Annotated in this window: 15 protein-coding genes and 2 pseudogenes; 15 read left to right on the top strand and 2 right to left on the bottom strand. The window is 61.8% G+C overall.

Going from position 1 to position 13,338, the window contains the following annotated elements; all coding sequences use genetic code 11:
- Nucleotides 1–333 precede the first annotated feature (333 nt).
- Both PMI29_RS28245 and gspG read right to left on the bottom strand, forming a co-directional pair.
- Nucleotides 334–1,521: a type II secretion system F family protein gene (locus PMI29_RS28245; protein WP_007993482.1), complete on the bottom strand. Its 1,188-nt coding sequence runs from the start codon at nucleotides 1,519–1,521 to the stop codon at nucleotides 334–336.
- Nucleotides 1,522–1,535: 14 nt separating this feature from the next.
- Nucleotides 1,536–1,970, bottom strand: coding sequence for a type II secretion system major pseudopilin GspG (gene gspG / locus PMI29_RS28250; protein ID WP_007993481.1), 435 nt, complete (start codon nucleotides 1,968–1,970; stop codon nucleotides 1,536–1,538).
- Nucleotides 1,971–2,165: 195 nt separating this feature from the next.
- On the opposite strand from gspG, the gene PMI29_RS28255 reads away from it, so the two are divergent.
- The 15 genes and pseudogenes from PMI29_RS28255 to PMI29_RS28315 all read left to right on the top strand — a co-directional run.
- Nucleotides 2,166–2,774, top strand: coding sequence for a lytic transglycosylase domain-containing protein (locus PMI29_RS28255; protein ID WP_007993480.1), 609 nt, complete (start codon nucleotides 2,166–2,168; stop codon nucleotides 2,772–2,774).
- A gap of 205 nt (nucleotides 2,775–2,979) precedes the next feature.
- Complete coding sequence (locus PMI29_RS31860) at nucleotides 2,980–3,120, top strand: hypothetical protein (RefSeq protein WP_007993478.1); 141 nt, start codon at nucleotides 2,980–2,982, stop codon at nucleotides 3,118–3,120.
- 4 nt (nucleotides 3,121–3,124) lie between these two features.
- A complete protein-coding gene (locus PMI29_RS28260; RefSeq protein WP_007993477.1) occupies nucleotides 3,125–3,433 on the top strand; it encodes a hypothetical protein in 309 nt (102 codons plus the stop codon).
- Nucleotides 3,434–3,445: 12 nt separating this feature from the next.
- A complete protein-coding gene (locus PMI29_RS28265; protein ID WP_007993476.1) occupies nucleotides 3,446–4,093 on the top strand; it encodes an SCO family protein in 648 nt (215 codons plus the stop codon).
- Complete coding sequence (locus PMI29_RS28270; RefSeq protein WP_007993474.1) at nucleotides 4,090–4,557, top strand: SCO family protein; 468 nt, start codon at nucleotides 4,090–4,092, stop codon at nucleotides 4,555–4,557. The genes PMI29_RS28265 and PMI29_RS28270 overlap by 4 nt, the downstream gene beginning before the upstream one ends.
- Nucleotides 4,558–4,566: 9 nt before the next feature.
- Complete coding sequence (locus PMI29_RS28275; protein WP_007993472.1) at nucleotides 4,567–6,120, top strand: cytochrome c/ABC transporter substrate-binding protein; 1,554 nt, start codon at nucleotides 4,567–4,569, stop codon at nucleotides 6,118–6,120.
- A 13-nt stretch (nucleotides 6,121–6,133) separates the two neighbouring features.
- Nucleotides 6,134–6,235 (top strand): annotated as a pseudogene (locus PMI29_RS31855) (peptidylprolyl isomerase); the annotation flags it as partial.
- Between the two features lie 343 nt (nucleotides 6,236–6,578).
- The gene (locus tag PMI29_RS28280) at nucleotides 6,579–7,112 is read left to right on the top strand and encodes a response regulator (protein ID WP_007993470.1); all 534 of its coding nucleotides are present in this window, start codon (nucleotides 6,579–6,581) and stop codon (nucleotides 7,110–7,112) included.
- An 84-nt stretch (nucleotides 7,113–7,196) separates the two neighbouring features.
- Nucleotides 7,197–8,903 (top strand): GspE/PulE family protein, encoded by a 1,707-nt coding sequence (locus PMI29_RS28285; protein WP_007993467.1) that lies wholly within the window; start codon nucleotides 7,197–7,199, stop codon nucleotides 8,901–8,903.
- Nucleotides 8,884–9,687, top strand: a complete 804-nt coding sequence (locus tag PMI29_RS28290; protein WP_007993465.1) for a hypothetical protein — start codon at nucleotides 8,884–8,886, stop codon at nucleotides 9,685–9,687. The genes PMI29_RS28285 and PMI29_RS28290 overlap by 20 nt, the downstream gene beginning before the upstream one ends.
- A 1-nt stretch (nucleotide 9,688) precedes the next feature.
- Nucleotides 9,689–10,234: a PilN domain-containing protein gene (locus PMI29_RS28295; protein WP_007993464.1), complete on the top strand. Its 546-nt coding sequence runs from the start codon at nucleotides 9,689–9,691 to the stop codon at nucleotides 10,232–10,234.
- Nucleotides 10,221–10,769, top strand: coding sequence for a hypothetical protein (locus PMI29_RS28300; RefSeq protein WP_007993461.1), 549 nt, complete (start codon nucleotides 10,221–10,223; stop codon nucleotides 10,767–10,769). The genes PMI29_RS28295 and PMI29_RS28300 overlap by 14 nt, the downstream gene beginning before the upstream one ends.
- Nucleotides 10,769–11,287, top strand: coding sequence for a hypothetical protein (locus tag PMI29_RS28305; protein ID WP_007993460.1), 519 nt, complete (start codon nucleotides 10,769–10,771; stop codon nucleotides 11,285–11,287). Before PMI29_RS28300 ends, PMI29_RS28305 begins: the two co-directional genes overlap by 1 nt.
- Nucleotides 11,284–13,110, top strand: coding sequence for a secretin N-terminal domain-containing protein (locus PMI29_RS28310; RefSeq protein ID WP_007993459.1), 1,827 nt, complete (start codon nucleotides 11,284–11,286; stop codon nucleotides 13,108–13,110). Before PMI29_RS28305 ends, PMI29_RS28310 begins: the two co-directional genes overlap by 4 nt.
- A 2-nt stretch (nucleotides 13,111–13,112) precedes the next feature.
- Nucleotides 13,113–13,334: pseudogene (locus tag PMI29_RS28315) on the top strand (type II secretion system protein); the annotation flags it as partial.
- Between the last annotated feature and the right edge of the window lie 4 nt (nucleotides 13,335–13,338).

Here is a 13,338-nt window from a genome sequence, read left to right as displayed (position 1 = left end):
CCACTGCCGCCGCCTCCACCACCGCCGCCGCCACTTCCGCCACCACCACCGCCACTACCCCCTTCCTTGGCCTGAGCACTGGAAACTCCAGACAGGCTGTCCGGAATCAATACGGTAGACGCCGACAGAACCGCGCCAATAGCTACTGCCAGTAAAAGCTTATTGATGAGCATGTCGTTCTCCGTCTTTTTATTCAGATTGGAACGTTGATGAACATTGCAATGTGCTGCTTTTTTTCCCCGTGGGAACCTGATGAACAGTTCAACGCACCGATTTATTCGGCCGGAACGTTGAAAAAGAATTCAATTTACAGCCGGGGCCTCTTCCCAAGGGTCAGTGAATGCTCGAGGCCAGTTCGAAAATCGGGATGTACATCAGGATCACGATCACCCCGATCAACAGGCCGATGAAGGTCATGAGCAGAGGTTCGAACAGGCGCACGAACCATTCGATCCAGCGGCTGATTTCTTCGTCGTAGAAGTCGGCGCTGCGCTCCATCATCTGCCCGAGGTTGCCGGACTGTTCGCCGGCGCGCAGCAGGCGCAGGGACACGGGGGTCACCAGGTGATTGAGTTCCAGCGCGGCAGAGAGCGATTGCCCCTCGCGCACCCGCTCGCAGGCCTGGTCCAGGCGCGCGCGGGAGGCGACGGAGAGCAAGCCACGGACCATGCCCATGGCGGTAACCAGGGGAATGCCGCCTTGCAGCAGAATCCCCAGCGAACGGTAGAAGCGCGCCAGTTCATACATGAAGATGCGCTGATGCACCGCGGGGAGTTTTTCGATCAGGCGGTCCAGTCCCCGACGAAAGGCTGGTTGGCGCTGGAGAAGTGTGAGGGCGACGATGATGGCCAGCAAGCCACCGAAGAATTCGCCCTGGTGGGCGTGAAGGAACATGCCGCTACTCATCAGGATCTGCGACAACCAGGGCAGGTTCGACCCCAGCCCTTCGAACACCAGGCTGAAGCGCGGTACAACATAACCCATCAGAAACAACACTACGCCACCGCCCACCACCAGCAACAGCATGGGGTAGATCGACGCGCTGATGATCTTCTGGCGAACCTCGTCCATACGCTGGCGATAGCTGACATATCGGCCCAGGGCATCGCCGACGGCACCGGTCTTTTCACTGGACTGCACCAGCGCAACGTACAGTGGGGGGAACACGGCCGACAGCTGGCTCAATGCCTGGGAAAACGATTTGCCCTCGTAAAGCAAGCGCACCAGCTCGCTCAAGGTTTTGCGGGCTTGTGGCGCGCTTTCCTTTTCCGCCAGGCTTTCCAGCGCATCGATCAACGGCAGGCCGGCATTGAGCAACGTGGTCAGTTCCTGGCTGAACAACACCAGGTTGAAGGTCTCGCGTTGCTTGAGACGCAATGCGCGCCAATGCCGCTCGGCGTGCAGGCTGACAACCCGCAGGCCCTGGTCTTCGGCGATGCGCCTGGCTTCGCTGTGCCCCGGTGCCTCGACGGTCATTGAAACGACACCGGCCTTGCCGACGGCTTTGAGATGAAAGCGCATGGTCGCCATTCCCGTCAGTTCCAGTTGGTGACTTCGGCGTTCTCGCCTTCGCCACCGGGCTGCCCGTCCTTGCCCATGGACAACAGGTCGTACTCGCTGTTTTCACCGGGATAGCGATAGGTGTAGTTGTGGCCCCAAGGGTCTTGCGGGAGTTTTTTCTGCAGGTACGGGCCGGTCCAGTGCGGTTCGTCGGCAGGGGCAGTGACCAGCGCCTGCAAGCCTTGTTCGGTCGACGGGTAATGGCCGACCTCCAGGCGGTAAAGGTCCAGGGCCTTGCTCAAGCCTTCTATTTGCGCCTTGGCCACTTTCACTTCGGAACGACCGAGTTGGGCGAAATACTTCGGCGCCACGATGCCGGCCAACAACCCCAGCACCACCAGCACCACCAACAGTTCGAGCAGGGTGAACCCACTCTGGGTTCGCCGGGCATGACACAGTCGCTGATTCATGATGACCTCCTACCGTCGGCAGCACAGTTGCTATGAAACTGCATGCAATTGCCATGCTCACGGTTGATGCCCCTTCTGTACCCCACGTGCTACGGGCCTTCTCACTTACGGCACAGTGCTTGCGTATGGCTGTTTCACGACTGGCCATTGGGGCAATTCCCCCAATTTTCGGGGCCGGGAAGGGGAGTTATAACCATGAAATCACTCACCACCGGGTTGCTGGGTCTTCTTCTGTTGACCGGCGCCGTACAGGCCGATGTGTTCGTTTCCGTGGACGCCAAAGGCAACTATGTCCTGTCCAATGTCCACCGCCCCGGACGCCACTATGAACGGGTGATCCATGAGCCCGATGCGACGGTCGTCAGCCTCGACCAACAACCGCAGATGATCGCCGCGCAACCCTATGCCGAGCTGGTGTCGGCGGCGGCCACGGCCAACGAACTGCCGGCAGCGCTGCTGCACGCGGTGATCAAGACCGAATCCAGATACAACGCCCGTGCTACCTCGCCCAAGGGCGCTCGCGGTCTGATGCAGCTGATGCCCGCCATCGCCCGCGAAATGGGGGTGACCAACGTCTACGACCCCAAGGCCAACATCCAGGGCGGCGCCCGCTATCTCAAACGCCTGATGACGATGTTCGACAACGATATCCGCCTCGCCGTGGCGGCCTATAACGCCGGCCCGCAAGCGGTGCTCAGCCGGGGCAACGTGGTCCCGCCGTTCGCCGAAACCCAGCGTTATGTGCCCAGTGTGCTGAACCAGTATCGGCGTTTGCAGGGTTTGTCCGCGGATGAGCCGCTGTGATCGAAACCCCAGGGCGGTTTTCCCCAATAGTGGGGAATAGTGGCCCCGGCAAAAAAGTGGGTGGATTGGGTGGGGAATATCCCCCGGCTTATCAAGTCGTGAATATAACTATTTGATTTGTAATATATTTTTTTGTGGCATGCGGATTGCTCCGCACGTTTTGTCGAGAAGTGTTCCCCGACAGCCCGCAGCGAGGCCCGAGTCCATGATCGGCATATCCCACGCTTCGTCCTTGATCAATTTGCTGCGGGTAGCTGCCGGCGATTGCCTGACCTTCAAGCTGCAGAACCTGCTGGCCTCCCACAAGGGGCGGGCAAGGCAGGAACAGATCGGTAAAGAGGAATGATGTTATGGACAGGACCATCACAGTCGCTGGCAGCGCGGTGATTCTCGGGATGGCCTTGATCGGGTTCGGGGTATGGCGGACCGTGCCCCCGACTGCGCTCGACGAAGTCGCCTTGCCCGATACCTGGAGCGGCCGGACGCTGGAGCGTGACAGGGTTTCGGTGGCCCTTGATGTAAAGCCCCCGGCCAAAGACGGTGTACTGCGTGAGGCTGGCGTTGCCGACGTGCAATTTCGTGTGACGCACAAAGCCCCCGGCCAACCCTTGTCTGGCGTCGCGCCGGGTGTTCGGGTCATGCCCGGCGATACCCACTGAGAGGAAACTGACATGAACCGATTCGCGCATCGCGGCTTGCTGACGTTCTGCCTGTTGGCCTTCGGTATTGACCAGGCGCTGGCTCACTCGGCGGACGAGCACGACATGGCGGCCAAAAAGGCCAGCCCGGAAACCGTCCGTATCAAGTTTGCCGACGTGACCCTGCTGGACGAGAACGGCAAGGTCGTCAGCCTGGAAAAAGACCTGGTGAGCAATAAGATCGTGGTCATGGGCTTCATCTACACCAGCTGCACCACGGTCTGTCCGGTGATGTCCTCAATCATGGGCAAGGTGCAGAAACAGTTGGGGGCGCGGGTCGGCACTGAGGTGCAACTGGTGTCGATCAGCATCGACCCGCAGCGTGATGATCCCCAACGCTTGAATGATTACGCCCGTACCTTCCAGCAGGGGCCGGGCTGGAGCTGGCTGACCGGTTCGCCGCTGTCGGTCGATGCCACCCTCAAGGGCCTGGGCGCCTACAGCGGTGGCTTCGAGAACTACTCGCCGCTGATTCTGGTGGGGGACGGCAACAACCGTTTCTGGACCCGCTACTACGGTCTCACCGAACCGACGGAGCTGGCCCGGGCCGTCGAGAGGCTCAGAGGTGAACGCAACGCCCACGCCAAGCACACCGCCATCGCCATGGAGCATCAGCCATGAGCGCCATCGCCGGGGTCGCCCAGGGCGTCCGTTACTGCATTTTCAGTTCAACGGCATTTGCCCATGAAGGCCATGAGCTGGCCACGTCCGCTGCGCGACCGTCCACCGACACCCATGACGTGAAAACCCGGTTTACCGACACATCGATGCAGGACCAGAACGGCATCACCTTTATCTCCCTTACCAGTGATCCGCTGCGGGACACCCCGGCGGTACTCAAGGCTTACACCTTGAAACAGGGCATCGATGGGCCCCACTGGTTTTTTCTTACCGGCGACAAGGTGCAAGTGGACCTTGTATTGGGTCGCATCGGCCAGATCGTGCCGACCCCCGAACAGCACTCCACCCAGTTGATCGTCGGTGACGTGGCGAACAGGCGCTGGAGCAGAACCCGTCCCGATGCCCCGGCCACCGCCATTGCCCAGCGTTTGCAGTTGCTGACAATGCCCGTGGCCAGCCGCTGAGCCACGGCCATGAATACTGCCCTCGTCCTTGGCCTGTTGCTCTTCGGCGGCATCGCGCTCACCGCCCAGGCGCTGCCGCTGAGTCTCAGCGAAAGTGCCGGCAAGCGGCTGTACTACGAAGGCGTGTCGGCCAGCGGCGAGCCGATCATGGTTCGGGTCGGCGCATCGGACATGCTGTTGCCGGCCACTCGCCTGCCGTGCGCCAATTGTCATGGCGAAGACGGCCTCGGGCACCCGGAAGGCGGGGTGCGACCGCCGGACCTGAGCTGGTCGAGGCTGGCCAACAGCCATGACCAGCAGCACATCAACGGCCGCAGTTATCCGGCCTACAGCGACAGCACCCTGGCGCGGGCGGTGCAGGAGGGGCGCGACCCCGGCAACAACCTGCTCGATCCGGCGATGCCACGGTTCGTGTTGTCGATGAACGATCAACGCAACCTCACGGCGTACCTCAAGCGCCTGGCCGAAGACCGCGATCCGGGCCTGGCCCCCGACAGTCTGCACCTGGGCACATTGTTGCCGGGCTCCGGGCCATTGAGCGAGGAGGGCGCCACGGTGGCGGCGGTGCTCAATGGCTGTGTGGCGCTTATCAACGAGGCGGGCGGCATTCATGGCCGGCAGTTGCGCCTGACCATCCTCGACCCTGGCGCCGACCGCGCCAGTGCTGAAAAGGCGCTGAACCGGTTGATCGATGAAGAGCGGGTGTTTGCCCTGATCGCACCGCTGGCGCCGGCATTGGACGTGGACTTCGCCGTGCGTCTGGAACAGGCCGGCATTCCCCTGATCGGGCCGCTGTCCTTGCAGGGCAGGCCCCACGCCAGCCCGCAGATATTCGAACCGCTGCCGGGGCTTCGCGAGCAATTGATCGCCCTGGCCGACTACGCCGGTGCCAGCCTGCGGGTGCTGCAGGGACCGACACTGATCGCCTATCCGGACGAGTCCGGCCAACAGCTGGCTGCGCAGGAGCTCAGCCAGTACTTGCAGGGGCACGCCTGGCAAAAGGTGCGTCTGCAAGCCTATGACCCGACCGGGGATGATTTGCCCCTGGGGTCACGCTCGGTGTTTTACCTGGGCAGCAGCAGCGGCTTCAGTCGTCTGGCCGAGCGCTTGCAAACGGCGGGGCAGGTGCCTTACCTGTTCGCCGCCTCGAACCAGGTGGCAGGCAATTTGATGCAGGTGCCCAGCGGATTTTCCCGGCGGGTGTTCCTGGCCTATCCGTTCGTGCCCAGCGACTGGACCCTGGCCGGGCGCCAGGCTTTGACCCGGTTGCGCGAACACCAGGGCCTCGGCGGCCAGCACGCGGTGCTGCAAGTGGGCGCGTTCAGTTCGATGATGCTGCTCAGCGAAGGCATGAAGCAGGCCGGGCGCGATGCCAGTCGCGAGAAGCTGGTCAGTGCCCTGGAAGGCCTGCGTGACTTCGATACCGGGCTGACGCCGCTGATCAGCTTTGGTCCGGGCCGGCGCCTGGGCTTGAGCGGTGCCCATATCGTCACGGTGGATCTGCCGGGCCAGCGTTTCTATCTGGTCGCCCCCTATAAAAAACCCGTGGCCGCTACACCCTGACCGGAGGCCGATGATGAAACTCAACAGCTTGCTGGTCCTGCTGACGCTGTGGGTGCCCAAGGCGTGGTGCAGCAATGGCCCGGCCGCGGCGCGGGTCAATGGCGAGGAAGTTTCCCGGTTGTGCCCGGTGCAGACGCTTCCACTGTCGAAAACACGGGGCTACGCTTAACCGGAGTGAGGGTGTCGGCGCCATTGCGCTCGCGCAATCGAATCGAGCGAGTTGACGATGAATATGGGGGGGCCCCAAAAGTGGGGAAAAAACGTCAATGCCAATCCGGTCGCTTTCCCCGTTTTTGGGGGATAGGATTTCTGTACAAGAAGGCATTGTTTTTTTAATTCAAGGACATGAAGACCTAAAATTACCGGTGCTCGGCCTGGCATGAAGTGTGCGTTAGTCCTCTCAGGGCGTGCACTCCGTCAGGTTTAAAAACCGGACCTGCGGTTACAAGGAGTCCACCTTGTTGAACAAAATACTGGTTGTTGATGACGAACAGTTGCTGGCGGAAAACCTCCAGGGTTACCTGCAGGCGCAAGCACTGGAAGTCCGGATTGCCCACGACGGTGCGCAGGGAATCGCTGAAGCTGACGATTTCGCACCCGATGTGATGGTGTTCGATTACCGCTTGCCCGATATGGAAGGCTTTCAGGTGCTCGATGCCGTCCGCCGGAACAGGAAGTGTCATTTTGTGCTGATCACAGGGCACCCCACCGCGGAGGTTTGCGAGCGGGCCCGGCAACTGGGAGTCAGCCATATCCTGTTCAAACCGTTTCCATTGGTGGAGCTGGCCCGTGCAGTGCTTGATCTTCTGGGCAGGCAGCGCGAACCCAAAACGGGTGTGAGCACTTGCGAGGGATTCGTCGAACGACGCCAAAGCAAGAACGAGAGTTTCCCGCTGCAGTTGTACGACGGTAGTTGGGTGCTTGCTGATCGCCGAAAAAGTTCATCGGCCTCCATGGCGCCAGACGACGAACAAATGCTCACCGGGGAGTAGTGGCGCGACAAGCCGTTCCGGCCCCCGCCGAAATTGCTCGCCGCGCCGACAGGGCTCTAAGCCCCGTGCGTTGGAGAGCAAGTCATGGACCGTCTATCCCTTGTCGTAGAACCGGCGCAACTGGAATGTGTACCGACTCGTTTTACCAGTGAACAACTGGCCCAGGCCCGAGCCCTGGCCACCAGTTCCGGCGAACGGATGCTGGATGCACTCGCAGCGTTGAGTGAACTGGCCCCCATGCCCTTCATCCAGTGCCTGGGCGCAACCCTGCACTACCCGGTGCTCGACACCAACAGCCTGTTCAGTTCCACCCCGGTGTTCGACCGGGTGACCCTGGCTCAATGCCTCAAGCGCGAATTCATCCTTCTGCGCCGTGACGATGCGGTCATCGGTGTGTTCGCCGACCCCTTCGACAGCGCACGCCTGGCCTGGATCGATGAATGCCTGCACGGCGCGCCGCTGTACCTGGTGCATGCCGATGACCTGAAGGCCTACCTGGCGCGTCACGAAGAAAGCTTCCATGCGGTGGAGTCGCTCAACGCCCAGAGCGACGCCGGCGCAGAAATCGATAACCTGCAAAGCCTGTCCCTGACCAGCATCAGCGAAGATTCCAGCGTGGTGGTCAAACTGGTCAACTCGACCCTGTACGACGCGCTGAAAATGCACGCCAGCGACATCCACCTCGGCACCACCGGCAGCGGCCTGGTGATCAAGTACCGGATCGATGGCGTGCTCAACAACATCAGCAAGATCCAGGGCAGCGAGTTCGCCGAGCAAGTGATTTCCCGGGTCAAGGTCATGGCCGAACTGGACATCGGCGAAAAACGCGTGCCCCAGGATGGCCGCTTCAAGATCGGCATCAGCGGCCGGCAGATCGACTTCCGGGTGTCGATCATGCCGAGCATTTTCGGCGAAGACGCGGTGCTGCGGGTACTCGACAAACAGGACCTGGCAGACAAGGTCTGCGGCGTGCAACTGCAGGCCCTGGGCTTTGAAGAAGAGACCCTGCGCCAGCTGCGCCGGCTGGCCGCCGAACCTTACGGCATGGTGCTGGTGACCGGGCCTACCGGTAGCGGCAAGACCACCACCCTGTACGCGATGATCACCGAGATCAACCACGGCGTGGACAAGATCATCACCATTGAAGACCCGGTGGAGTATCAACTGCCGGGTGTGCTGCAAATCCCCGTCAACGAGAAGAAAGGCCTGACCTTCGCCCGGGGCCTGCGCTCGATCCTGCGGCATGACCCGGACAAGATCATGGTCGGTGAAATCCGCGACCCGGACACCGCACAGATCGCCGTGCAATCGGCGCTCACCGGTCACCTGGTGTTCACCACCATCCACGCCAACAACGTATTCGACGTGATCGGCCGATTCACCCAGATGGAAATCGATCCCTACAGCCTGGTCTCGGCGCTCAATGCCGTGCTGGCCCAGCGCTTGATCCGCCTGGTCTGTACCAGCTGCAGCAGCCCTTACAGCCCGACAGAAGAAGAGCTGGAGGTCTCGGGGCTTGATCGGCAAAAGGTCGCTCACTACCAGTTCGTCCACGGCAAGGGCTGCGGGCATTGCCGGGGCACCGGTTATCGCGGGCGTAGCGCGATTGCCGAGCTGCTGCACCTGGACGACGAATTGCGGCAAATGATCGTCGAGCGCCAACCGATCTCGAAAATCAAGGCCCATGCCTGCAAGCGTGGCTTGCGCCTGTTGCGCGAGTCGGCGCTGGAGATGGTGGAACAAGGCCGGACCACGCTCGAGGAGATCAATCGTGTCACTTTTATCTCGTGAGCAATTTGTCGCCGTGCTCGGCGCCAGCGGTGTAGGTCTGGGGCAACGGCAAGGCAGTGCAACCCATTGGCTGGGCAGCGTCGGCTACATTGACGAAGGCTTCCAGGCCTGGACGGTGGCTCTCGACACCCTCGACCGTTTGTTGGCCGAACACACCGTTGCCAGGGCGGAACTGACCGTGGTGATCTCGGGGCACTTCAGCCGCTATTGCCTGGTGCCCTGGAGCGATCAGATCAGCAGCCCGGCCGAATTGCTCGCCTTCGCCCAACTGTGTTTCGAAGACCTCTACGGTGCCCCGACGCAACCCTGGAGCCTGGTGCTCTCGGCCGAACCCGCCGGTTACGACCGCATCGCCACCGCGCTGCCACAGGACTTGCTCGAACGCCTGCGCGCCCTGGTCAATGCTCGCGGTTTGCGCCTGCGTTCGGTGCAGCCGTACCTGATGGCGGCGTTCAACCATTTCGATAAAAGCTTTGAGGTCGGGGACTTCCTGTTCGTGGTCGCCGAACCGGTGCGCAGTGTGTTGCTGCTGGCCCGGGAAGGGCGCTGGGCCTCGGTGCGCTCGGTCGGCAGCAGCGACAGCGATGCCGCACTGACCGCGCTGATCGGCCGTGAAAGCCAGTTACAGGCTTCCACCAGCGAACGGCCGTTGAATGTCTACCTGCATGCACCGGCGCGCATCGATTCGTATCCCGACGTGCCCGGTGTGCATCTGCGCACCCTCGAAGAAGACCGGACTGGCGTACGCGATTGCCTGTACGTTATGTCTCGGGCGGTGGCCTGACATGCGCCCCCTGATGCTCGACTTTCAGCCGCGCCGCCGTGCAGGTCCCTTGGGCTGGAGCCTGCTGGCCGGTGGCGTGGTGCTGACCCTGACTTGCGCTCTGGTGCAACAACACCTGAGCAACGAGGCCGAACAACAGCAAGGTCATCTGCAAACCACACAGCGGGTGCTCACCGGCGATACCGGCAGCACGCTCAGCCTGACCCCGGCGCAAATCCGCGAGCAGGCGCAGAACCTGGCGGAGATGCGCAAGGTCTCCCAGCAGTTGCGCCGCCCCTGGGAGCGCCTGTTCGCCACCCTCGAAGCCATGCCGAGGGACAACATTGCCCTGCTGGCCCTGACCCCGGACGCCCGCAAAGGTCAGGTGCGGATCAGTGCCGAGGCGCTGGACCTGGAGGCCATGCTCGATTTCCACCGCCGCCTCGAAGCCAGCGACGAGCTCTCCGACGTGTCACTGCTGAGCCACGAAATTGTCGCCAACGTGCCGGAACACCCGGTGCAGTTCAGCCTGTTGGCGACCTGGGAGATCGGCGATGCAAATCCATAAATTGATCGTCCACGAATACCTGCAAGGCCTGGGCATTCCGGGGCTGGCAGGGCTGGCCATGCTGGTGCTGGCGCTGAGCTATGGCCTGGTCGGGTTGCTGCCGGACTGGGAGTCGCTGCAAAGCCTCAGCCAGCAGACTCGCGAAGCCACCGAGTATCTGGCCAAGGTCGAAGACGGCAGCGTGGCTGCGCCGGTGGTGCCACAGCGTCAGCTCGACGATTTCCGCAGTAAATTGCCGTCCCAGCCTCAGGCCACCTTGGCCATCGACAAGATCTACGCCCTGGCTGCCCAGGAACGCATCACCTTGTCCCGGGGTGAATATTCCCTGGGCGTGGACCCCAAGACGCACCTGGCCCGTTATCAGATTCTGCTGCCGGTACGTGGCAGCTATCCGCAACTGCGGCGTTTCCTGCACGCCTTGCTCGGCCAGTTGCCGGCGGTGGTGCTGGAGGATGTGGAGTTTCAGCGCAAGAACATCGCCGATACCGACCTGACCGGGCGGATCCGCATGACCCTTTACCTGTCGAGGTCATGATGAATACCAAACGAGTGGCGGGTTGGGTGGCGTTCTTGGGTGTAGCGGCAGTGCTCGCCTGGTTCCCCGAATACTTCAAACAGGCTGACGACAGTGACCCTGCGGTGGCCGTCGTGGCCACGCCAGCCAAGGTCAAGGCCCCTGGTGCAGCGGCGGCGGCATCGACCGCCGCTGCGGTAGCGCCGATCAAGGACCTGAGCCCGGCAGGCGACCTGTTCGCCGCCCGCAGCTGGAAAGCCGCGCCGGCCCTCGGCACCGTCACGGAACAACCGGTAGACGTTACTCCGGTGGTGCAAGTCCCCACTGCACCGCCGTTGCCCTTCCAGTTTGTCGGCAGGCTGGATGACCGTTCCGATCTGCAGGTGTTTTTGCAGAACGGCGAAAAAATATACGTCGTGCGCAAAGGGGATGTCATCGACCAAACCTGGCGGATCGAGCGGATTTCCAATGAGGAACTGAGCCTGGTCTACCTGCCGCTGCATTTATCTCAGACCTTGTCTGTGGGGAGTACGGAATGAACAAATCCCGTTTGCTGATGAGCCTGTGTCTCTGTGCAGGGCTGGCCGCGTGCAGTTCAGCGCAGGTTGCCAGGGATGAAGCTTCCGCCCTGATCGAATCGGGCCAGTACGAAGCCGGCCTGGCCCGCATCGAAGAGGGATTGCGTGAAAACCCTCGCGATACCGATCTGCACATGGCCCTCAACAACGCTCGGACCCTCGCCGTGAAGGCGCTGCTGGCCCAGGCCGACATGGACCGGGCCCAGCGTAATTTCGCCGGGGCCCGCATGACTTACAGCCGGGTCTTTAACATCGAACCGAACAACCGTCGTGCCCAGGATTCCCTGCGCCAGCTCGACTATCTGCGCAGCATGGATGAGAAACTCGAACTGGCCCGTGGCGACCTGCGTCGCGGTGACATCTACGGTGCCGACCGCCAGGTCAAACAGATTCTCGAACTGGACCCGAAGAACGAGGGGGCTCTGGAACTGCAAGACAGCATCCGCCTGGTGCAGAGCCGCAACGTGGTGCCGTACCCGCAGTTGCGCACGCGCCTGGACCGGCCGGTGACCCTGGAGTTTCGCGAGGCCAACCTCAAAACCATTTTCGAAGTGCTGTCCCAGGTCGCCGGCCTGAACTTCATCTTCGACAAGGATCTGCGCCCGGACATGAAAGCCACGATCTTCGTACGTGACGTGCGAATCGAAGACGCTGTGGAGCTGCTGCTGCAACAGAACCAGCTGCATCAGAAAGTGGTGAATGAAAACACCTTGCTGATCTATCCGGACTCGCCGCAGAAGCTCAAGGATTATCAGGAGCTGGTGATGCGCACCTTCTACCTGACCAGCATCGATGCCAACACCGCGCTGAACATGATCAAGACCATGCTCAAGACCCGCGACGTGTTTGTCGATGAGCGCCTCAACACCCTGACCATGCGCGATACCGGTGATGCGGTGCGCATGGCGGAAAAACTCCTGCAATCCCAGGACCAGTCCAACCCGGAAGTGGTGCTGGAAGTGGAAGTGATGGAGGTCGCCCGCCAACGCATTCTCGACCTTGGCCTGCAATGGCCCAACACCTTCGGCGTGGTCAACAGCGACGGCTCGGCGGTGACCATTCTTGATCAACTCAAAGGCATCGACTCCAGCCGGATTACCATCTCGCCATCGCCACAGGCCAAGATCAATGCCCAGGACAAGGACATCAACACCCTGGCCAGCCCGGTGATTCGGGTCAGCAACCGCGAACAGGCGCGCATCCACATCGGTCAGCGCGTGCCGATCATCAGTGCCACCTCGGTGCCTTCGACCCAGGGCCCGGTGATCACCGAAAGCGTGACCTACCTTGACGTCGGTCTCAAGCTCGAAGTGCAACCCATCGTGCACCTGAACAACGAAGTGGCGATCAAGATCGCGCTGGAAGTCAGTAACGCCACGCCGCTGACGCCAACCGCTCAGGGCACCATTCCGGTCCAGGTCGATACCCGCAACGCCCAGACCACCTTGCGTCTGCATGACGGCGAAACCCAGATCCTCGCAGGGCTCGTGCGCAACGACCACGGCGCCACCGGCAACAAGATTCCCGGCCTGGGTGACATTCCCGGCCTGGGTCGCCTGTTCGGCAGCAACAAGGATGACGTCAGCAAATCCGAACTGGTGCTGTCGATCACCCCGCGGATCGTGCGCAACCTGCCGTACCAGAGCCCGTCGGACATGGAATTCCCGACCGGCACCGAAACCAGCATGCACATCCAGGCACCGGACCGCTCGATGAGCACGACGGTTCAGAACGGCCCCATGAGCGCCCCGATCGCCACCACCGTCACCGTTGGGAAGCCTTGATCATGAACGCCCCGCAACGCGGTTTCAGCCTGATAGAAGTCGTGGTGACGCTCGCCCTGGTCGGCCTGCTGGCCGGCATGGCCGCACCGCTGACCGAGACGGTGGTGCGCCGGGGCAAGGAGCAGGATTTGCGGACCGCGCTGTACGAGATCCGCGATGCCATCGACGCCTACAAACAGGCCTTCGACGCTGGCTACATCGAGAAGACGATCGACAGCAGCGGCTAAC

The sequence above is a fragment of the Pseudomonas sp. GM49 genome (assembly GCF_000282355.1).
Classification (GTDB): domain Bacteria; phylum Pseudomonadota; class Gammaproteobacteria; order Pseudomonadales; family Pseudomonadaceae; genus Aquipseudomonas.
This window is presented reverse-complemented; position numbering and strand designations above follow the sequence as displayed.